Below are 20,503 nucleotides of genomic sequence, written 5' to 3'. Positions count from 1 at the left end.
TGAAAGTCTGATTTTTAATAAGTTAAACGTACTTCTTGATTCTGAAATTTTTTTCAAAAAATTAAAAAAACCCCGCATCATTACGATACGGGGTTTTGTTTATTTAAAAACGTTTAACTTAAACGTCAACCAAAATTAGCTCAACTGAGCAACGTTGATCTTGTCTGCTTCTTCCGTATAGTCTTCCATACGGTCGAAGTTCATGTATTGATAGACTTCATCACCCATGCTATTTAGCATGCCAGCATATTGCTGATACTCATCGTTAGTCGGCAATTTACCAAGTACCGCTGCGACTGCTGCAAGCTCTGCAGACGCTAGGTATACGTTAGCGCCTTGACCTAGACGGTTCGGGAAGTTACGAGTTGAGGTCGATACCGCAGTAGATTTCGGTGCGATACGTGCTTGGTTACCCATACATAGTGAACAACCTGGCATTTCAGTACGAGCGCCGGCTTGTGCATAGATGTTGTAGTAACCTTCTTCCATCAATTGGCGTGCATCCATCTTAGTCGGTGGTGCAATCCATAGACGAGTCTTCAGGCTACCTGCTGGTACGTCTTGTAGCAATTTACCAGCGGCACGGAAGTGACCGATGTTAGTCATACATGAACCAATGAATACTTCATCAATCGTATCACCAGCCACGTCTGCTAGCGTTTTTGCATCATCTGGATCGTTCGGGCAGCACAGGATAGGCTCTTTGATTTCGCTCATATCGATAGTGATGTCGATCGCGTATTCAGCATCATCATCAGCACGCATGAGGCTTGGGTTAGCCAGCCACTCTTGCATTTGCTCCACACGGCGGCTGATCGTACGTGCATCGCCATAGCCTTCTGAGATCATCCATTTAAGCAGCGTGATGTTTGAGTTTAGGTACTCAGTCACTGACGCTTCAGACAAAGTGATGGTACAGCCAGCAGCACTACGCTCAGCTGAGGCATCAGACAATTCAAACGCTTGCTCAGCGGTCAAATCTTCTAGGCCTTCAATCTCAAGAATGCGGCCGTTGAACTCGTTGATTTTACCTTTCTTATCCACGGTCAAGTAACCTTCTTTGATCGCTTGATAAGGGATAGCATGTACTAGGTCACGTAGCGTGATACCAGCTTGACGCTCACCAACAAAACGAACACGAACAGATTCAGGCATATCAAGTGGCATCACACCAGTTGCAGCTGCGAAAGCAACTAGACCAGAACCCGCTGGGAACGAGATACCCATTGGGAAACGAGTATGCGAGTCACCACCAGTACCAACGGTATCTGGAAGTAGCATACGGTTCAACCATGAGTGAATGATACCATCACCTGGACGTAAGCTTACACCGCCACGGTTCATGATGAAGTCAGGTAGTGTGTGCTGAGTCTCAACGTCAACTGGCTTTGGATAAGCAGCAGTATGACAGAATGACTGCATCACGAGGTCTGCTTGGAAACCCAAACATGCCAAGTCTTTTAGCTCATCACGCGTCATTGGACCAGTCGTATCCTGAGAGCCGACCGTAGTCATCTTAGGCTCACAGTACATACCTGGACGTACGCCTGTCAGGCCACACGCTTTACCAACCATTTTCTGTGCAAGCGTAAAGCCTTTACCAGTATCAGCTGGCTCTTCTGGCTTAGCAAAGATATCTGAATGACCAAGACCCATGTATTCACGAGCACGGTTAGTCAAACCACGACCAACGATTAATGGAATACGGCCGCCAGCACGAACTTCATCAAGCAATGTTGGTGAGTTTAGTGAGAACGTTGATAGTACTTCGTCAGAGTCATGCTTAGTGATTTTGCCTTCGTATGGATAGATGTCAAATACATCACCCATGTTTAGGTTATCAACTGCCACTTTTTCAATTGGCAATGCGCCAGAATCTTCCATCGTATTGAAGAAGATAGGAGCGATATTGTTACCAAGTACTAGACCGCCGCCACGTTTGTTTGGCACGTTAGGGATATCTTCACCCATCAACCACAATACTGAGTTGGTTGCAGACTTACGGCTAGAACCAGTACCAACAACATCACCAACATAGGCTAGCGGATGGCCTTTTTCTTTAAGCGCTTCGATTTGCTTCATTGGGCCAACAACACCCTCTTCGTCAGCATTGATGCCGTCGCGAGAGTTTTTGTGCATGGCTAGTGAATGCAATGGAATATCAGGACGGCTCCATGCGTCTTGCGCAGGCGACAAGTCATCTGTATTAGTCTCGCCAGTGACTTTGAACGTCGTATAAGTGGTTTTTTCTGGTACTGCATCACGGTTCAAGAACCATTCTGCGTCAGCCCAAGATTGAACCACTTCTTTAGCAATGGTGTTGCCCGCTTCAGCTTTTTCAGTCACGTCATTGAATGCGTCAAATACCAATAGCGTTTTCTTTAGTGCTTCAGCAGCGTCTTGTGCAACTTCACTATCATCTAGTGCAGCAACTAATGGCTGAACGTTGTAGCCACCTTGCATAGTACCTAGGATTTCAACCGCTTTTTGCTTGCTGATCAATGGTGATGATGTTTCACCTTTTAAGATAGCAGCCAAAAACGCAGCTTTTACGTAGGCTGCTTGGTCTACACCAGCAGGGATACGGTTTTCTAACAAGTTCATCAAAAATGCATCTTCGCCTGCTGGCGGGTTCTTTAGTAATTCAACCAACTCTGCTACTTGTTTTTCGTTCAATGGTAGCGGAACCGTTCCTAGCTCAGCACGTTCTTCGACATGTTTACGATAAGCTTCTAACACAATAGTCGTCCTCGTCAGTTGGGGTTTAGCACATTGCGTGGGTAGTCAGCATGACTGCCTGCGTCTATATACTATAGGGAATAATTATCCGTGCAATCATAGCTTAAATCGCTCTAAATGTTAATGGCTCAGCCCTGAAAAGGCGCATAGTAAGGCCATATCGAACATTTATTATAAAAATAGTGCCATCAATAATATGATTGTCGCGCTCATTATAACTGGCATTCACTCGTACGCACGTATCAATAATTGCTTGCTTTATGACTGAACAGACACCATATGACTGTTATACGCTTTTATAAGACATTATTAAGGACGACAAGATATGGACGATAGCAATATGGACAACAATACCAACTATGACAATGGGCTCAAAGTACGCACAGAGGTGATGGGTGAGCAGCATGTCAAACGCTCGCTTGATGCTGCCACAGGATTTACCCAACCGCTGCAAGACTGGATTATTGAACACGCTTGGGGCAGCACTTGGCAAGATGACTCAGTATTACCTCGTAAGTATCGCTCATTAATCACTATTGCCTTTTTAATTGCCCAAAAAAGCCCAAATGAGTTGAAAGGACATATACGCGGTGCCATTAACAACGGGGCCAGTGTCGCTGAGATTAGAGAAGTGCTCATGCACAGCTTGCCGTACTGCGGTGCACCTGCCACACAAGAAGCATTTCGCGCTGCCATAGATATACTGAATGAGTTGGAAATCGATATAGATATTTAAAACTATGGTCGTCCGAGCAATCATAGTAATCTTAACAATATTGTTTAAAAATTGACGACCAAATTTCTGCTATAATATCTACACTCATAAAACATTCTGATCATTCCATAAACCCTTATAATATAAAGGGTTAAGAGATAACTCTATTATGACAACTGCCGTACAAACACATGTACCTGCTGCTAAGGCCAAACCAAAAAAAGCCATCCAAGGCGAAAAGCTACGTGGCTATGACAAAGTTGCCCGTATCCCAATTAAAGTGATCCCGACTGTCGAGGCAAAGAAAAAGCCTGATTGGATTCGGGTAAAAATGTCCTCGCCTGCTGAAGTTGCTCGTATCAAAGCAACCTTACGTGAGCAAAAGCTTTATACCGTCTGTGAAGAAGCGGCCTGCCCTAACCTGCCACAGTGCTTCGCTGATGGTACAGCCACCTTTATGATCATGGGTGATATTTGTACGCGTCGCTGCCCGTTCTGTGATGTAGGCCATGGTCGTCCTAATGAGCTAGACAAGGATGAGCCGCGTCATACCGCTGAGACGATTCAAGGTCTACAGCTTAAGTATGCTGTAATCACCTCTGTCGATCGCGATGATTTAAAAGACGGCGGTGCTGGACATTTTGTGGAAGTCCTAAACGAGTCAAGAGCACTTAGCCCAAACTGCTTGATTGAAATCCTAGTACCAGATTTCCGTGGTCGTATGGATATCGCTTTGGATTTATTGACAGAGACTGCACCAGATGTGTTTAACCACAACATCGAAACGGTGCCACGTCTATACAAGGCCTTCCGTCCAGGTTCTGACTATCAGCATTCACTAGATTTGCTTAAGATTTATAAAGAGCGTCGTCCTGATATCGCCACCAAGTGCGGCTTTATGGTTGGTCTTGGCGAGACAGAAGAAGAGATCTATGCCCTACTCGATGATCTAAAAGCTCATGATGTAGATATGATCACTATCGGTCAGTATCTACAGCCTAGTAAAAACCACGCGCCTGTCGATCGTTATGTTCATCCAGATGAGTTCCAACGCTATATGGACTACGGTAAAAAGATTGGCTTCTTTAGTATTTGGGCAGGCCCAATGGTACGCTCAAGCTACTTTGCAGATCGTCAGTACTATGGCGAAGATTGCCCAGCACCTATCCGTAGCAAAAAAGCATTAGAAGCTGAAGGTAAACTTGGCTGCTAATTTAGCAATCAAGTGAGGTGAAAGTAGTTGCGAACAACAGCCGCTAGAACATCTCTTAAGAATATTAAAAAGGGTGAATAACAGATTTGTTATTCACCCTTTTTTTAGCTTTGTTAGATTTACGAAGAATTCAAATCCAATACTTTACACGGTTAAAGTTGGCGTTGGCTTTCCAGCTGTTTTTATATTGAATGCAGCAATACCGAGGACAATAACTCCTCCTACGATGCCCGTGATCATTTCAGGGTAAATCAGTAACAAAGCGCCAATAGCTAAGATGACACGAGTCACCGTATTCATCTCGCCTCTGAAGTACCCCTCAAGTGCTGAGCTTAGTGCAATGACACCAGTAATCGAAGTCACTACTACTGTAATGATATCTACAATAGGCGGTAGCGGGAAGTCTTTTGCCGTAACAGCAAGATCAGTGGGGTCAATCATCAGCATCGTAGGATTATAGATAAACATAAACGGTACGATAAATCCAGCGAGTGCCAGCTTGAGCGACAAGAATCCTGTCTTCATCGGATCGCCGCCCGATATACCCGCACCAGCAAAGGCCGCTAGACACACAGGCGGGGTAATATTGGCAAAAATACCAAAATAAAAAACAAACATATGCGCTGACAAAATTGGAATATCAAAACCAGCTAATGCTGGCGCCGCCATCGTCGCCGTAATGATATAGGCAGGAATAGACGGTAATCCCATGCCTAATACCATAGATGCTAGCATGGTTAAAATAAGCGTAAAGAACAACGATCCCGCGCCTAGCGTAACGATAGAGGATGTCATTACGGTACCGAAACTAGTCAGACTCACCACCCCAATGATAATACCAACGACCGCACAGGCCGCCATGACTGCAAGCGACTGACGCGCACCATCTTCCAATGCACCTAAAATATCAGAAAAGCTCATGCGTGTCTCAGCACGTAGCATACTGATGACAACCGTAAAACCAATGGTATAAGCTGCTGCATATCCTACAGGTACGTTTCTGATTAACAAGAAAACCAAAAAAACAATCGGCAATAGCATATGACCACGTGCTTTTAGGACTGCTTTTACTGCTGGCAGATTTTCTTTAGCGATACCTTTTAGATCGCGGCGACCAGCGCGGAAATGTACCTGTGCAATCACACCCAAATAGTACAGCACGGCTGGTAGTAGGGCTGCAAGCGCAATCGTGCTATAAGGCAAACCTGTGGTCTCTGCCATAATGAACGCACTGGCACCCATAATTGGTGGCAAAATCTGCCCACCTACAGATGCACTCGCCTCAACTGCACCCGCGAAATCTTTGTGATAGCCGACTTTTTTCATCAGCGGAATCGTAAAGGCACCGGTACTTACTACATTTGATAATGCAGAGCCGTTGATACTGCCCATAAAGCCACTAGAGATGACCGCTACTTTTGCAGGCCCGCCTTTCTTATGACCTGCGATGGCCAATGCCAGATCATTAAACAGCTGCCCCATCCCTGAGCGTGCTAAGAACGCACCGAATAAGATAAACAAGAAAATAAACGTCACTGACGCACCGATCGCGACAGAATACAGACCTTCTGTTTTTAGGAATAATTGACCGAAAATATCACCCATATCATAAGGGCGAGTCAAAAGTCTATCAGGCATAAAATCCATGTGACTGACAAACGGATAGGCTAAGAATATCCCTGCCAATATCGGCAAAATCCAACCTGTGATACGGCGACTGCCCTCTAACACACAGACTACGGTGATTAGTGAAAATATCACATCCATCTGGTTCGCCATACCGCCGCGCGAGGTCACAATATCTTGATACTCGTAAATCAAGTAGCCCATGCCAGATAAGGACAGCGCAAACCAAAGCCAGTCATACCATGCCACTCGTTTGCGACTGCTTTTTTTACTGGCTGGAAAAATTAGGAATATCAATGCAAAACCAACGCCCACGTGCACAGAGCGCTGCAACAGTGCTGGCATTGGATTAAAAGTGATATATAAATGAAACAGTGAATAGAGTATACAAATGCCAGCGATAAAATATTTTACTGGTCCTTGAGTGATATGACGCGTGATTGACTCTCGGTCATATTTTTCCAATACTGCTCGGTTGACCGCATCCGCCTCAGCATCGTTATCAACTTGCGCATCTGGCATGGTAGTCACACTACCTTGATCCGTCACTTGGGAGTTCATGACAAAAGTCCTTTTTAAATCTATCAATTAAATCATACGTCTTAGGCATGATCACCACTTCAGAATAGTCTGGCACCCACTGGTGAATCAAGAAACGATGACCACCATAATCCATTTCACCTTTGGTCAGTCTAGATACGACCCAATTAAGGCGAGGCAGTTTTTCGTTGATTTGATAACCCAGATAGCCAGGCTTTTGTATAGGAGCGAGCATTTCGGTGGAGGGTGTCCCCGCACCGAATGCTTCAAAATACGTCGTGGTCAGTAACAGCTCCGCACCTTCTGTACTACTGCCGTCTATGCGTTGATACTGCTCTTCCCACCACTGTTTTTCTACAGAATGTATCCAACGTAGCTGAAAATCAGGCTCAGTGAAATAACAAACCTTATCATCAGCACCGTCTACGCCTGCGACTCGCACTTCAACGACAGACTGAAGCGTAAAGCCTAACCATAGCGTAAAAAAAACCAGCGCTGCAATAAATGCCGCGCCAGTTGGTAAACATAATGAATTACTTGGCTGATTGTTCGTCATAGTACTTTTTAGCTCCAGGATGGATTGGGGCTACCATGCCATCACGAGCGGTTTCTAGACTGATATCATTGGCCGCTTGGTGAGCTGTTTTTAGACCATCTAAATTATCAAACAATGCTTTGGTCAGTTTATAACCATCCGCTTCAGATAGATCAGAGCTAACCAACAACGCATTCATGATTGCTGCAGTTGGTATGGCTGTTTCGTTGCCATAAGTGCCAGCAGGAATCTCAAAGGTTTTGAAGTAAGGCTTGGTCGCGATGATTTCTTTTAGCTTGTCTTGGTTGATAGTGACAATCTGTAAATCTAAGCCTTGCTCTAGCTCCATCAAAGATGAGTTTGGTAGGCCACTACTAAAGAATGCCGCTTCGATCTTGCCTGCTTTCATACCATCAGCAGCTTCAGCAAAGCCTAGATAATCAACGGTGACATCATCATACGTGATACCAAACCCTTCAAGTAAAGTACGAGCATTTACTTCTGTACCAGAACCTTGATCGCCTACCGCAATACGCTTGCCTCGTAAATCTTCAATGTTTTTGATACCAGATTTTTCCGAGGTTACGATTTGCACCACATTAGGGTACAAAACAGCAATCTGTTGAATGTTAGTGATTGGCTGCTCAAAGTTGTTTTTACCTTCGACAGCATCTGTCACTACGTCACTTAGTGCCAAGACCATGTCGACCTTGCCTTGGGTCAATAGATTGACGTTTTCGACTGATGCGCCAGTGGTTTGAGTTTTTGAGTTTACGCCAAAGGTTTTGACATAGACTTCAGACAATGAAGTACCAATGATGTTGTAAGGGCCAGACGCACCGCCAGTAGCGATGGTCAAAAACTTAGTATCAAGCTTATCTGCTGCAGTATCTGTTGCCGCGCTATCTGCAGATGCAGTATCACTGCCCTCTGAACTTGGAGATGAGCATGCAGTTAGACCTAAGGCAGCACTCAACATAGCTGACAAAAGTAATGGGGATTTTAAAGAATTAAGCATTGAATTCATCCTTGAAGTGGTCGATTTTGTACGTTTAACAATATCCGTATTTATACATAAATACGTTACAGACGAGTAATAATATAGTAATTCCATCAACAAATAAACCTTAGCTTGCTTTCTCTTTTTCTTTCAATACCTTATATTTAAAGCTACCTGAGAAAATATAGGCCATTCATTAATTGAGCTAACATATATAAAGTTTTGCTATGCGAAACAAAGTTTCATTTAATAAATATTAAAACAAAAATTGTTGCTATTGTAAACCTTTATCGACATCTGAAAAATATTGCCATATCGCATTATTTCTTAGGAATTTTTAGATATAGCAAATTAATGAGGACTCTCGATTTATAACTATCTCGATTTATAACTATAAGGACAAAAGTTCTGCTATATTTTATCTGAGCTATTTTTTGGTTCAGGATATTACATGGCACTAGTCTGTGTCTCTCTTTTATTAATCTACTCGGATAGTCCTTATGACAATACCTCACACGGAAGTACTGGCAACGTTATCTGCTGATATTGCTATCATCGGTGGCAGCGGTCTCTACCAAATGTCATCACTGACCAACAAACGCAGTGTAACGATACAGACGCCTTATGGTAGTCCATCTGATGATATTGTCTTAGGTGAGCTTGAGGGAGTGACCGTTGCCTTTTTGACACGGCATGGTCAGGGTCATAGACTGACCCCGTCCGAAGTGCCGTATCGAGCCAATATCTATGCGCTAAAAACGCTTGGGGTACGCTATATCGTTTCCGTATCAGCAGTTGGCTCATTGCAAGCGCATCTTAAGCCATTAGACATGGTCATACCAGATCAAATGATTGATATGACTAAGCAGCGAGCGAGTACTTTCTTTGGTGAGGGAGCCGTCGCCCATGTGTCGATGGCTGACCCACTATGCCCTGCCCTAGCAGAACTCTTGACGCGCGCTTATGACCAAGCAAATATTATAGAAGGTAGCAGTCATTCTAAGGCAACTTATGTCTGCATCGAAGGCCCTCAATTCTCAACTCGAGCAGAGTCAGAATGGTATCGTCAGATGCAGGCAGATATCATTGGCATGACCAATATGCCAGAAGCCAAATTGGCACGTGAAGCCAGTATTGCTTATGCCACGTTAGCTCTGGTGACAGACTTCGACTGTTGGCATCCGACGGAAGAAGCCGTCAGTGCCGACTATGCGATAAAGAACCTACTGAAAAATGCAGATAATGCTCAAAAAGTGATACGAGAAGCTGTTGCTTTGATTGCCGCTGAACTACCTGAGTCAATCGCTCACAGTGCTCTTGCACAAGCATTGGTCACACCTATAGATGCGATGGACGAACATACCAAGATCAGACTGGCCGCCTTGCTAACGTGATTGTAATGCGTCTTTTCCATCTTTAACTGACTACTGCTAATCGGTCTGATTTTAATCAAGCTGGCTTCTATCAAATCAAAAAAGGCCATTATCTGAAATGATGGCCTTTCTTGTAATTCAGCATGTATATCTGAAATTTATACTAAATACACCACTTTAATGTCAGCAACAACCACCTGCACCAGATGCCAGCATCATAGGTTGAGTAAACGGCATTAGCTCACCGCAACCTGCAAAAATACCGTAGTGGTGACTGTCATCACCGATAAACTCAAAATGCGGCGCAAAGCGTGACTCTTGCAGCATGCGAAACGTATTGCCACATACTGGAAATACTCGACCAGCTTCGATAGCGTGATGTTTATCTAAATCAAACCGATGCGGTGACTGCTCGATAGTTCCTTTATATATCACCGCTTGTCCGTGATCTTCGCAAGCATCCTCAAGCGAGTCGATTTTAAATAAGCGGTAAGTTGCAGAAAAAAACTGAATATTACCAATTTTAGCCGCCAATGTAGGATCTGTGATCTCAAGTGGGCGATCTTCAACCAAACGTACGTCTAAGAAACCTGCATCTCGTGATAAACGGTTAAAATCCTTCCAATACAACGCGCCGCTCAAACATTCGCCATATAAGACTGGGTCATCAATCAAGTGTTGCGGGATACGGCGATCGGCATAGACATCAGAAAAATAAAACTCCCCACCAGGTTTCAGTAAACGCTGCACACTAGCCATGACCGCGGCCTTGTCTGGTGATAGATTGATAACGCAGTTTGAGACGATAATATCGAAGCTATTAGCCTCAAGGTCTAGTTCATCTAGTTTCTCGATATAGCCGTGCAAAAATGTCACATTGTCATAGCCAAACTTATCGATATGATAGGCTTGATGCTGTCTGGCAACGGATAGCTGCTCATCGGTCATATCAACACCGACTACATGGCCACTCTCACCAACCAATTGTGCTAGTGCATAGACATCTCGGCCTGAACCACTGCCCAAGTCTAAAATTCGGCAGCCTTCAAGCAGTGCTGGACACACCAGACCACAGCCGTAATAACGACTCAATACTTCATCGTGAATATTTGCGAGTAATGGCTTGAGCCACTCAGGCATATTGCTAATATCACAACAAGCCGAAGTCTTTAAATCATTGGTACTCTGTAACTCTTTTCCATAGTAATTTTGCACGACGTCATGCATAACAATATCCTTATTGAATGTGCCATCCAGTTAAAAGTCTTAGTAAATCATCTTAGAATATGCAACTACGTTAGTGAGTTTATTGACCTAGTTATCAATTATCCTTTATCAGCTATTATCAACCTAAATATTGACGTGAGAATCTAGCCAGCTTGACGGTAAATGCACTAAATCTTTAGGCTCATCAATATCATGCAAAGGGTCAAATAATGCCAGTCTCCAGCCTAATGCCGCCATGCGCTGCTCAGTGACAGCGGCTACACTAGCCGTACTCCAAACAATGTCCGAAAACAGGCTTTCATTAACTTGTCTAAACCCTAGCAGTACATAACCACCATCAGTCGCTGGAATCATGACCGCATCGTGTTGATTTAGCTGCTGTATCGCTGTCTGAATACGTGCTGTCGTAAGACTAGGACAGTCCGTACCAATTAATACAACCTTGTCAAAACGTTGCAATGCTTGCTGACTGGCTATCAACATACGTAAACCCAAATCACCGTCGGCCTGCGCAGACCAACGCAACGAGTCAGGAAAATCAAGCGCTTGCCAACATGGATCTGTTGGTGCTGGACTCACACATAGCTCGACAGCAAAGCCCGTATCAACGGTCTGCTCAATACTATGCAATAATAGTTGCCTTGCCATACGTGCAGCGCCATCTACCCCTAGCGCTGGCTGCAAACGGGTCTTCGCCTTATTAGGCGCTGGATATTTTGCAAACAGAATGATGCAGGTATCTTGCTGTCTTGCAGATAAATCAGCTGTCACTATAACGGTCTCTCAATTGGTCAAATGTACAAGGACGAACTCTTTCTTCTTTTGTCTATCATATTTATAAACCAAACAACTTCACTGCTTATAGTAGCGTTGCTTTAAGACGTCAGGCGATACGCCGCGCCAATAATCAAAGCGCAAATGCCACATCAAAAAAATCGTCCGCCACGTGCCATGCTGCTGCCAACGCCGCGCTGAAGTCGTGACTTTACTCTTTAGACAAGCTGGTCGAGCAATTTTCTTTAGCCGTTTACACAGTTCGATATCTTCCATCAGTGGCTGATCAGGATAGCCACCAATCTGCTCAAACACGGACTTTTTGATAAATATTGCTTGATCACCAGTAGCTATACCCATTGAGCGTGAGCGCTGGTTTATCATTAATCCGACGATTTTTAACAATGGCTCACGACTGTCTAAGCGCACATCGAAACGTCCCCAGTCATACTGAGCTACTGCCTGTTGAACGTTGTCTATCGCGTCAGCTGGCAGCTCGGTATCAGCATGTAAAAATAGCAGCGCATCACCTGTTGCTAACATAGCGCCCGCATTCATTTGCTGAGCGCGTCCTACCGTAGATTCGATAATATGCCAGTCGATAGCTGATTGGGTAGCCTCTATACTTTTGAGCACACTGTCGGCGATAGCAACCGAACCATCCACTGAGCCACCATCGACCAATATCACTTGCTGCGGTGCCGGATCGAGACGGACAATATGAGCCATAAGCTCAGGCAAGTTGTCCGCTTCATTTAACAATGGAATAATGATGGAGAGTTTCAATGGATATACCGTCACATTAATCAGCGATTAAGATTAAAAACTGGCTTATTTCTTATTCAAATTCCAGTTGTAGTCGGTATAGCTTATTTTTATCTTACCTTGTTTGAGATCCGCTGTCTGAGCTTTACTCAATCCTAGTGACGAGCTATAACGACCTAGAAACCCTGCTAAATCTTTTGTGCCGCGCCAGTTGGTTGCAAAGTCTTCTTTATACCATTTAAAAATTGGTGACACTCTTAGCGTATCGCCTTTAAGACTGTTGCGGCTACTGTCTGCTAAAAACTTAGACGTTGCTTGCTCTAATTGACTGTCTAAACGCTTGCCGGTAAAGGCATCATCTTGCAGTGCAGGGCAACCGATACTGGCACAATTGACCGCAAAGTGAATGCGCGGATCGTTGTAACGTTTAGAACCACGAATCAGGTTATGCTCAATATCATCAAGTGAGCGCGTTTTACCGAGTAGCGAAACAAATTCTTGCTTCCATGGTGACCCAAACAGTCCGCCAATATCTTTGATGGATTTGACGTTTGGATATTTCGTCAATACCAAATCAACCGTACCAGCGTTATAAACGTTGATTAAAAATGCCAACTGCTCATTTTTACTCCAACGATTGAACTCTGATTGAGATACCTTGCTCGTCGCTTCCAGATAGCTTGTCAGCTTACTTTGATCTGCTTTCATGCCAGCATAGTTGACCACTGAAGCTTTGCCACCGTTGGTCATGGTCACATGCTTATTTAGTAAGCTATCCCAGCTCTGATGGTTGAAATCAGCATGAGCGGCCACGCTTGCTAATAAAATAGTCGTAGCAATCACTGGTTGGGCGAAAAACGTCTTCGCAGAAAAGTTAAATACTGACATAGGACTTACTCCGTTTACACTGATTGTTTTTTATCTAAATTTTTACGTATGCTAAAAGCACCTATGTTTAAAGTGTTTAGGCTTAAAACATCTATGTTTAAGGTGCTTATATTAAAAGCACTTACATTAGAGCGGCTAAGGCGTGTCTGCTAACGCTGGCTCTACTGGCTCTTCTTCTAACGCGCCGCCACAACTACTGCCCTGTCCTGCTGTACAGCCATAGCAGTGGTCGGCAATGGCAATGTCATCACCAGACGGGTTTTGCGTTAACAAGTCACTTAGGTGTCGCCGTGACTTGTTGGGGACAGGTATCTCTAACTGCTGATTGAAATCACAATCAAACAGCTCACCCAACCAGTTGACACTAATGGTCGAACGGCACATGACCTCGGCCAGATTAGCAGCCATATAATTAGCTTTGAGCAAATCCATATACGGGTGGAACTGGTCTTTTGCCAATAACACCGCCCCAAAACGCTGAATCGGCATATTGGTTAGGGCAAATAGATGATTAAATTCGATATCAAAGTGCGCTTTTAACTCACGCTTATAATCCGCTTCAAGCTGCTGTTGATTGGGCGGCAGCGTCGCGCCTTGTGGATTGAAGACCAAGTTTAATGTTAAATCTGAATTAGGCTTGCCATACCCCAACTGATTGAGTTTTTGCAATCCCAATATACTGTCGTCAAACGCACCTTTACCGCGCTGCTTGTCTACATTTTCTAAGGAATAACAAGGCAAAGATGCCACCACTTCCACTTGGTTATCTGCTAAAAACTGCGCCATATCCTCATAACCCTCTTCCATCAGGATAGTCAGGTTACAGCGGTCTATGACTTTGACACCTAATGCTCGAGCTGCCTTGACCAAATACTTAAAATCCTCATGCATTTCAGGCGCACCGCCTGTCAAATCAAGCGTATCGATGTTTTGTGCTTGTAATACCTCTGGTATCAGCTCAACCAACTCACGTGACATCATCTCGGTACGATAAGGGCTAGCAGCCACATGACAGTGCACGCAGGACATATTACATAAATAGCCCATATTGACTTGCAATATCGTCAATTGACGTCGTTTTATCGCTGGAAAATCAGTATGCTCAAGTAGCTCGATAGTTGATTTCATGATGGTCTAAAATCCTGTTAGCAGTACAACTAAAAAAGGATAGCAACGTGACATTAAAGATTAGAAAACATAGATAGCGCATTGCTTTTACTGTTTATTTTCAAAACTTACAACGTAAAACTTGATTGCTCACTTTACGGTTTATCTAATCAATCATACCTGATTATCAATAAGCATTGACAACTAATCACATGGATTTTATGGTTTATTCCAAATGAGCATTAACCTTGGTTAGTCCTTATCGGCTTCAATGAAACGCTTATCGATATACTTCTTGAGATGCCATACCCAGCGACCTTGTAGGTTTACATTACCCCAACTACCAATGGCGTATTTATCACCGCAAGACAGCAGATATAGCGTGCGTGATTTTGGCTGATAGCTTTTCATTACGTTGTCACCCAGATAGGCCAATAAATTATCGGCTTCGACAGCACCACCATGCACCGAGTGAACCCCTGAGTGCGCCACATATTTATCGACTCGTATCGCCACATCACCAACCGCAAACACATTAGGATGAGAGACGCTCTGTTGCTTATCGTTTACTGCAACAAACCCATCACCTTCTATCTCCAAATCCGTAGAAGCCGTCCATGCCGAGCCTATGACGCCAGTCGCAGCGATGACAGCATTTATTGGCAATGATTTATGCGTAGTTGATAATTTGCCATCACGATAATCGGTCGCTCGTTCTCGAACTATCGTAATGTCATGACGATGTAACTGCTTAATAACCCGTTGTCGAAAGCCTGAGTTAAACCCTGACAATAGATTCTCACCGCATACTAATGTCACCTGATGATTACGATTGATGTTCCGTAGCGTGACTTGGGCTGCCATCACCAACTCTATGGCCGCAGCACCTGCCCCAATAATAGCCAATTGATACTTTTCAGACTGCTGAGCGGCTTTTAGAATCCGCTGCCATTGCGTGATAAATGTTGACAACGGTCGTATGGCAATCACGTTAGTATTAGCAGCGCCAGTATTGTTATCGTCATTATCGCTTCTGTACTCGTTGTAGCTATTGTGGTCAGGTAGCCAACGCATGTCTGTATCTGCGCCCGTATTTAGAGACAAGACATCGTAGTCAAAATCCGTTTGTTCATCGCCAGTCGTAACCACCTTATTTGACGCTGCGTTTACTTGTACAAGCGATTGCTGAATAAAGCGCACACCTGCTCGCACACAAAGCGATTTGATATCAATACTGATATCATGCAACTGATAATGCCCTGCCATCCAACCCGGTAACATGCCAGAATAGATGGTTTGCGGTTGCTGACTAATTAAGTGAATGTCTGCCTCTATCGTATCGGCATCCTTTAAACGCGCGGCGCTAAGTCGGCGTAACATACCAATGTGAGCGTGACCTGCGCCTGCCAATAATAATGTCTTTTTCGATGAAAATTTCGTCATAAATGATTTTATCAAGGCGGTTAGTTGCTGTTAGTGTTTGATCGAATGTTGATTGATATAAATGACTTTAAAAACTCATTTAAAAGTATCATATAAATAAGACCAGTCTGTTGCGGGCAAACAGTAAGAGCGTAAATGAATTATGTGGCTCATGTGGCTTATACATATTCAGCAATAGTCACTGCGTCAACCGTTATTATTAGAACGATATTTTTTATAACTGAATTAAAATAATAAAATAAGGTGAAATTATTTATCATCGCCCAGTACAATAGGACAGTATAAGAGCCGCATGATAAATTGCGCTGCTTGACTCATTATTTGAGAAACATTGTCAAAATCGTTAATGAAAATTATAAGTAATCAAGGAACATTACATGAGTACCAACATCGATACCAGTAACGATCACATTTTGTCTTCTGACAATATTCACTACTTGCACCATGATTTTTTTGAACCAAGTAGCAAAGACGTCGAGATTAGCGCGACTTTATTGATTGTGCATGGCATGGCAGAGCACAGCGGTCGCTATAGCGATTTTGCACAGTTTTTGGCAGACAATGGTATCGCTGTGGCGACTTACGATCATTTGGGTCATGGACAGACTATCAAGACTGAGGCCGATCTCGGATTTTTTGGTGAGGAGCATCCAGTACAGTCGCTTTTGAAAGACGTGATTGTGATGGCCGATAGCCTAAAAGAGCGTCATCCAGACGTCCCGCATTTTGTGATGGGTCACTCGATGGGCTCATTTATCGTGCGCAATGTACTCAAGCATCATGCGCATAATTTCACAGGCGCCATCCTAATGGGTTCCGCAGACGCCAACCCACTAGCTAAGGTTTTATTACCTATCAACAAATTACTGGCCAGAGTCGCACCAAGACAACCGAATACAGTTTTTGCCAAGGTGATGAATAAAGTCCTGAACAGCCAACTATCTGATCGCAGTTCGTCCTCACAGTTTGCGTGGCTCAGTGAAAATACCGCAAACATTGAAGCCTATGAAGCCGATCCTAAGACTGGTTTTGACTTTACCAACAATGGCTTTATGACATTGTTTACGCTTATGGATACTGGGCTGAATAAAAATTGGGCTACTACTATTGCCAAAAACTTCCCAATGCTGTTTATCAGCGGTGAAGATGATCCGATTGGTGAAATGGGTCGCGGTATACGTAGGGTTGTCACGCGTTTGGACAAGCGTCATTTCAGTCATGTCGATATTCAGCTGTATCCTAATATGCGCCATGAGCCCCTTCACGGGCAGGCGAACAAGGTGGTCTATCACGATATCTTAGAATGGATAGAGCGCAATAGCCCATCTGTCTAAATGGCATTACTTATTATCAATACAGACCTTTGCGCCCAACTTATTTGCTAAAAGTCGTCAAATTAGCGACAATGTGGCAGGCAATATTTTTAGTCGATTTTTGACGCTATCTTTAACTATAAGATTCATTTATTTACTTTTCATTCATTTTAGGAACCTTTATGTCATTACAACAAACCATCGAACAAGCATTTGAAAATCGCAACGAATACAGCCCAGCCAATATGCCACAAGACGTGCGCGATGCTATCAACCAAGTACTTGAGCAACTAGATAACGGTAGCCTGCGCGTAGCAGAAAAGAAAGATGGCGAATGGGTTGTCAATCAGTGGGCCAAAAAAGCCGTACTATTGTCTTTCCGTCTAAACGACAACTACGTCCAAGCTGCTGGCGAACACGTACAGTTCTATGACAAAGTACCGACTAAGTTTGCTAACTGGACTGAAGCGCAGTTTAAAGAAGCAGGCGTACGCGTTGTACCACCAGCTGTCGCTCGTAGAGGTTCATTCATCGCAGCAGGCGCAGTATTGATGCCGTCATACGTCAACATCGGCGCCTATGTCGATCAAGGCGCGATGGTTGATACATGGGCGACTGTTGGTTCATGTGCTCAAATCGGTAAAAACGTGCATCTGTCAGGCGGCGTTGGCATCGGTGGTGTATTAGAGCCATTGCAAGCAAACCCTACTATCATTGAAGACAACTGCTTCATCGGTGCGCGCTCTGAAATCGTTGAAGGCGTTATCGTTGAAGAAGGCGCTGTCATCTCTATGGGTGTCTACATCGGTCAATCGACGCGTATCTATGATCGTGAGACTGGCGAGATTCATCGTGGCCGTGTACCAGCAGGTTCTGTTGTCGTACCAGGTAGCTTGCCGTCAGAAGATGGCACGCACAGCTTGTACGCTGCTATCATCGTGAAAAAAGTTGACGCGCAAACTCGTGCAAAAACATCAGTAAACGAGCTATTACGCTTAGCCTAAATATTTGGCAAATACCGTTGTTTATTGAATAATATTGTTTTATATGAAGATGCTAGAGGATGACTCCAGCATCTTTTTTGCAGCTTAATATAACGCGTTACGTTATAATCCTCTTTTAGTTTGTCTTTATACAAACACAAAATCATTCGTACCATCCCCTGCCTTTTTATTACGATTGATAAGCGCTTCATCGTCTTATCGACCTTTAACTGTATTTGAAATATTATGAGTGAATCATCATTACGCACCGCCGCTATCCCTGTCACTGACCCTGAAGCAGGGTTGCGTCTGACTGAGATTTTTTATTCCTTACAAGGTGAGGCAATCACCTCAGGCTTGCCGACGATATTTGTACGTCTAACAGGCTGTCCGCTGCGCTGCGTCTATTGTGATACCGAATATGCTTTTACTGGCGGCGAACGTCAATCATTAGAAACCATCATAGAAACCATCAAAGGTTATCCGTGCAAGCGCATCTGTCTGACTGGTGGTGAACCATTAGCACAGCCAAATGCCATTGAATTGATGAAACGTTTGCTGAGCGATGGGTATGAGATATCCCTTGAGACCGCAGGCGCACTCACGGTAGAAAACGTACCAACAGCAGTCAGTAAAGTAATGGATCTCAAAACGCCAAGCTCAGGCGAAGTCGATAAAAATCTATGGTCAAACCTCGACTATCTCACTCAGCACGACCAAATCAAGTTTGTCATTATGAATCGTACAGATTACGACTGGGCAAAAGCTAAATTGACCGAGTATAAGTTAAACGAATTGGTCGGTACGGTGTGGTTCTCTCCAATGTTTAACGTCGCAGATGATGTCGATGAACAGCTTAGCCCTGAAGTACCTGTATTGGCGCGCGAGCTAGCAGAGTGGATGTTGGCTGATGCCTTACCAGTTCGCTTTCAGCTGCAATTGCATAAGATCATTTGGGCAGATGCCAAAGGCAAGTAACTATCAGCAAGTAACAAACAGAAAGTGTGAACACGTTGAGTGCCATGGATAAGGTAGCGGTATGATCAAACTCATTTTATTGGGCTTGCTAGCAGGTGCGTTTTTTAGCTCGACATTTATCTTAAATGAGCTTATGAGTAGCGCAGGTGGACATTGGTTTTGGTCAGCGAGTCTGCGCTATGTCTTTATGCTATTGATTATTACCGCCATTATTGCGATACAACATGGCTTTGGTCGTGTTAAAGCATTAATGAAAATTTTTCTTCAGCATTGGGGCTTCTGGTGCATTACTGGCAGTATTGGGTTTGGACTTTTTTATACCGGTATTTGCTATGCCGCAGATCATGTTGCGGGATGGGTAGTAGCAGCTACCTTTATGTTTACCGTTGTCACCAGTTTGCTTGTACTATTGGCATTTGGTCAACGTTTTGATAAAAAATTCATCGTATATGCTGTCATTGTCTTTATCGGTGTGGCGCTCGTCAATATCAGTGAAGGTCTGCATGCTGCCTCTATAACTGACGCCGTTCCAATGTCTGACATGCTGCTCTACGGTGCGCTACCCGCTCTTATCGCAGCTTTTAGCTACCCAATTGGTAACCAGCTGGTTTGGCAGGCTTCTCATAATGCCCGCGAGCGCAATACTATATTACAGAAGGCAGCAGAGTTGAACGCTCAACGAGCTAGCATCAGTGTTGGTATTGATATTAATGAGCAGAGTAAACCGCTCATATCTGAAGATTATGATTTACCAACTACGACGTATGATGCTACCGACCTGGATAGCGTACTTCAAAGTGACAACACTGCGGCAACCTCATCCCTACAAAATCTAATTGCTCGTATTCCTTCTATCGAAACCACGCTACTGCAAAATGCTTTTAACAAAGTTTGGCTAATGACTCTCGGGTGTTTGCCATTTTGGCTGTTTTTGGGCATTATAGTGCGCCCTGACCAGCCCTACCCCTCACAAATAATCAATACGTTGCTCGTTGCTCTATTGGCAGGCGTGGCAGCGACCACTATATTTTTGTATGCGCGCGAGCAAGCTGTTACTTCAAGCGAGGTTGCAGGCGTTGACTCAACCCAAGCCAGTGAGGTTATCTTTGCCTTGATTGGGGGTATATTACTGTTAGGTAACGCCATACCTTCGGCGATGGGACTGGTCGGTATAGGGCTGATTATGGTAGGGCTGATATTATTTGCAAAAGACGGCTAAATGGCACTATAACACTACGCCCATTTCGTCACAGTTATGCATTGAATAGCCACCTAAAAAACACC

Annotated in this window: 17 protein-coding genes; 7 read left to right on the top strand and 10 right to left on the bottom strand. The window is 44.0% G+C overall.

The features are described from left to right. Positions 1-135 precede the first annotated feature (135 nt). Positions 136-2,739, bottom strand: a complete 2,604-nt coding sequence (acnB, locus tag FQV37_RS01410; protein WP_160020978.1) for a bifunctional aconitate hydratase 2/2-methylisocitrate dehydratase — start codon at positions 2,737-2,739, stop codon at positions 136-138. 325 nt (positions 2,740-3,064) lie between these two features. Here acnB and FQV37_RS01405 point away from each other — a divergent pair, with 325 nt between their 5' ends. Both FQV37_RS01405 and lipA read left to right on the top strand, forming a co-directional pair. Further along, positions 3,065-3,475, top strand: coding sequence for a carboxymuconolactone decarboxylase family protein (locus FQV37_RS01405; protein WP_420876956.1), 411 nt, complete (start codon positions 3,065-3,067; stop codon positions 3,473-3,475). Positions 3,476-3,623: 148 nt separating this feature from the next. Next, positions 3,624-4,667, top strand: a complete 1,044-nt coding sequence (gene lipA, locus FQV37_RS01400; RefSeq protein ID WP_057760861.1) for a lipoyl synthase — start codon at positions 3,624-3,626, stop codon at positions 4,665-4,667. A gap of 144 nt (positions 4,668-4,811) precedes the next feature. On the opposite strand, the gene FQV37_RS01395 is transcribed toward lipA, so the two are convergent. The 3 genes from FQV37_RS01395 to FQV37_RS01385 are packed head-to-tail and all read right to left on the bottom strand — an operon-like array spanning position 4,812 to position 8,386. Continuing rightward, complete coding sequence (locus FQV37_RS01395) at positions 4,812-6,815, bottom strand: TRAP transporter permease (protein WP_160021009.1); 2,004 nt, start codon at positions 6,813-6,815, stop codon at positions 4,812-4,814. A gap of 10 nt (positions 6,816-6,825) precedes the next feature. After that, on the bottom strand, positions 6,826-7,389 hold the full coding sequence (locus FQV37_RS01390; RefSeq protein ID WP_160020977.1) for a DUF1850 domain-containing protein: 564 nt from the start codon (positions 7,387-7,389) through the stop codon (positions 6,826-6,828). Then, positions 7,367-8,386, bottom strand: coding sequence for a TAXI family TRAP transporter solute-binding subunit (locus tag FQV37_RS01385; protein WP_160020976.1), 1,020 nt, complete (start codon positions 8,384-8,386; stop codon positions 7,367-7,369). The genes FQV37_RS01390 and FQV37_RS01385 overlap by 23 nt, the downstream gene beginning before the upstream one ends. A 482-nt stretch (positions 8,387-8,868) precedes the next feature. Between FQV37_RS01385 and mtnP the strand changes: the two genes are divergently transcribed. Continuing rightward, positions 8,869-9,762 carry an S-methyl-5'-thioadenosine phosphorylase gene (gene mtnP, locus FQV37_RS01380; protein ID WP_160020975.1) on the top strand — a complete coding sequence of 298 codons (894 nt, stop codon included), beginning with the start codon at positions 8,869-8,871 and terminating at the stop codon, positions 9,760-9,762. A 162-nt stretch (positions 9,763-9,924) separates the two neighbouring features. On the opposite strand, the gene FQV37_RS01375 is transcribed toward mtnP, so the two are convergent. The 6 genes from FQV37_RS01375 to FQV37_RS01350 all read right to left on the bottom strand — a co-directional run bounded on the left by FQV37_RS01375 (position 9,925) and on the right by FQV37_RS01350 (position 15,945). Further along, entirely contained in the window at positions 9,925-10,968 is a 1,044-nt protein-coding gene (locus tag FQV37_RS01375) for a methyltransferase domain-containing protein (protein WP_160020974.1), read from the bottom strand. Between the two features lie 123 nt (positions 10,969-11,091). Next, positions 11,092-11,739: a TIGR04282 family arsenosugar biosynthesis glycosyltransferase gene (locus FQV37_RS01370; RefSeq protein ID WP_160020973.1), complete on the bottom strand. Its 648-nt coding sequence runs from the start codon at positions 11,737-11,739 to the stop codon at positions 11,092-11,094. An 81-nt stretch (positions 11,740-11,820) separates the two neighbouring features. After that, positions 11,821-12,528 carry a TIGR04283 family arsenosugar biosynthesis glycosyltransferase gene (locus FQV37_RS01365; RefSeq protein ID WP_240990907.1) on the bottom strand — a complete coding sequence of 236 codons (708 nt, stop codon included), beginning with the start codon at positions 12,526-12,528 and terminating at the stop codon, positions 11,821-11,823. Between the two features lie 45 nt (positions 12,529-12,573). Then, positions 12,574-13,395, bottom strand: coding sequence for a DUF547 domain-containing protein (locus tag FQV37_RS01360; protein WP_160020971.1), 822 nt, complete (start codon positions 13,393-13,395; stop codon positions 12,574-12,576). 135 nt (positions 13,396-13,530) lie between these two features. After that, a complete protein-coding gene (gene arsS, locus FQV37_RS01355; RefSeq protein ID WP_160020970.1) occupies positions 13,531-14,523 on the bottom strand; it encodes an arsenosugar biosynthesis radical SAM (seleno)protein ArsS in 993 nt (330 codons plus the stop codon). A 231-nt stretch (positions 14,524-14,754) separates the two neighbouring features. Beyond that, a complete protein-coding gene (locus tag FQV37_RS01350) occupies positions 14,755-15,945 on the bottom strand; it encodes an FAD-dependent oxidoreductase (RefSeq protein WP_160020969.1) in 1,191 nt (396 codons plus the stop codon). Between the two features lie 377 nt (positions 15,946-16,322). Between FQV37_RS01350 and FQV37_RS01345 the strand changes: the two genes are divergently transcribed. The 4 genes from FQV37_RS01345 (at position 16,323) to FQV37_RS01330 (ending at position 20,438) form a co-directional block, all read left to right on the top strand. Next, entirely contained in the window at positions 16,323-17,279 is a 957-nt protein-coding gene (locus FQV37_RS01345; RefSeq protein ID WP_160020968.1) for an alpha/beta fold hydrolase, read from the top strand. Between the two features lie 161 nt (positions 17,280-17,440). Further along, positions 17,441-18,262 (top strand): 2,3,4,5-tetrahydropyridine-2,6-dicarboxylate N-succinyltransferase, encoded by an 822-nt coding sequence (gene dapD / locus FQV37_RS01340; protein ID WP_057760881.1) that lies wholly within the window; start codon positions 17,441-17,443, stop codon positions 18,260-18,262. 225 nt (positions 18,263-18,487) lie between these two features. Next, a complete protein-coding gene (queE, locus tag FQV37_RS01335; protein WP_160020967.1) occupies positions 18,488-19,219 on the top strand; it encodes a 7-carboxy-7-deazaguanine synthase QueE in 732 nt (243 codons plus the stop codon). Positions 19,220-19,280: 61 nt separating this feature from the next. Further along, positions 19,281-20,438, top strand: coding sequence for a multidrug resistance efflux transporter family protein (locus FQV37_RS01330; protein WP_160020966.1), 1,158 nt, complete (start codon positions 19,281-19,283; stop codon positions 20,436-20,438). Positions 20,439-20,503 lie beyond the last annotated feature (65 nt).

Source organism: Psychrobacter nivimaris, assembly GCF_009812035.1.
In the GTDB taxonomy this organism is placed as follows: Bacteria; Pseudomonadota; Gammaproteobacteria; order Pseudomonadales; family Moraxellaceae; genus Psychrobacter; species Psychrobacter nivimaris.
The sequence above is the reverse complement of the archived record's forward strand: the minus strand, read 5'-3'. Positions and strand labels throughout refer to the sequence as shown.